This is a genomic window from Flavobacterium bomense, assembly GCF_003970355.1.
This window is the reverse complement of sequence record NZ_RYDJ01000259.1, coordinates 1-1,073: the sequence shown is the minus strand read 5'-3', so window position 1 is coordinate 1,073 and position 1,073 is coordinate 1. Positions and strand designations below refer to the sequence as shown.

1 protein-coding gene is annotated in these 1,073 nt (G+C 33.6%); it reads right to left on the bottom strand.

Annotation, left to right across the window (positions count from 1 at the left end):
• On the bottom strand, nucleotides 1-1,073 hold a 1,073-nt coding region (locus EKL98_RS17150), incomplete at both ends, for a BamA/TamA family outer membrane protein (protein ID WP_148104479.1).

The window sequence follows — 1,073 nt, the reverse complement described above, 5'->3', positions numbered from 1 at the left end:
ATCTTTCGAAAGGAATAATTCCTCTTTCTTGATTATAAGCCCCTAAGAAACCAAATTCGATTAATGACCTTAAAACTAATGGACTCTTATTTGTTCCAGCTACTTTTGTGTACCAATCTGCTTTGAATTTTACTTTGTAATATTCTAGCCAATTGTATTTTTTCTGATCTACTTTTGCAGGGTCAGCAGCACCATCTTTATAATCTGCAACACTGCTTGGTGTCGGATTTGTTGTACTTGGAATAGCCTCTAAGTAATCTCCATTATTTACTCTAATTCCATTATTTCCGGTGTATGAAGGTCCAGAATAAATGTATTTATATTCTTTTTGATCGCCTAAGGTTGCATAATCCACACCATTAAATAAAGAGTAAGGCAGTGTAAATTTACCTGTTAAACTAAATTCTGCACCATATATTGGAAATATTGGATTGATTCCTTTGTTGCTACGCGAAAATCCTATTGTATAAGCTAAGTTTCTTGATGCTCCATCGCCAAAAGTAAATAGACCTGTATTATAATTTTTTAAGTCGTAATGTTGGTAACTTATAGTTTGTGATAATCCGAAGTAATCATCAGGAATGGTAAGTCTTTTGTAAATACCTGCTGAAATTGTTAAGATGTTAAAACTTCTACTTTTGTCTACTCTTTGAGTTTGAAAATTATTGTAATACTGACTTGTGTAAGATAACGAAGTGTTTAATTGTACCGGTTTTCTTTTTCCAAACCATGGTTCTGAAAACGAAAGACTGTAGGTTCTATAGTACGAACTTGCTTGTAATCGTAGTGATACTTTTTGACCATCACCCATAGGAAGGGGTTTATAAGCTTCTTTCTTAAATAGATTTCTGGCAGAAAAATTATTAAACGACAGTCCTAAAGTCCCTATGAAACCACCTCCACCATAACCACCTTGCAATTCTATTTGACTGGCTCCTTTTTCTGTCAAAGGATATTCTATATCAACAGTTCCAGCTGCCGCATCAACATTTTTGAATTTGGGTTCAATAGTTTCAGGATCAAAAAATCCTAATTGTCCAATTTCACGAATAGTTCTGATAAGCAAATCTTTA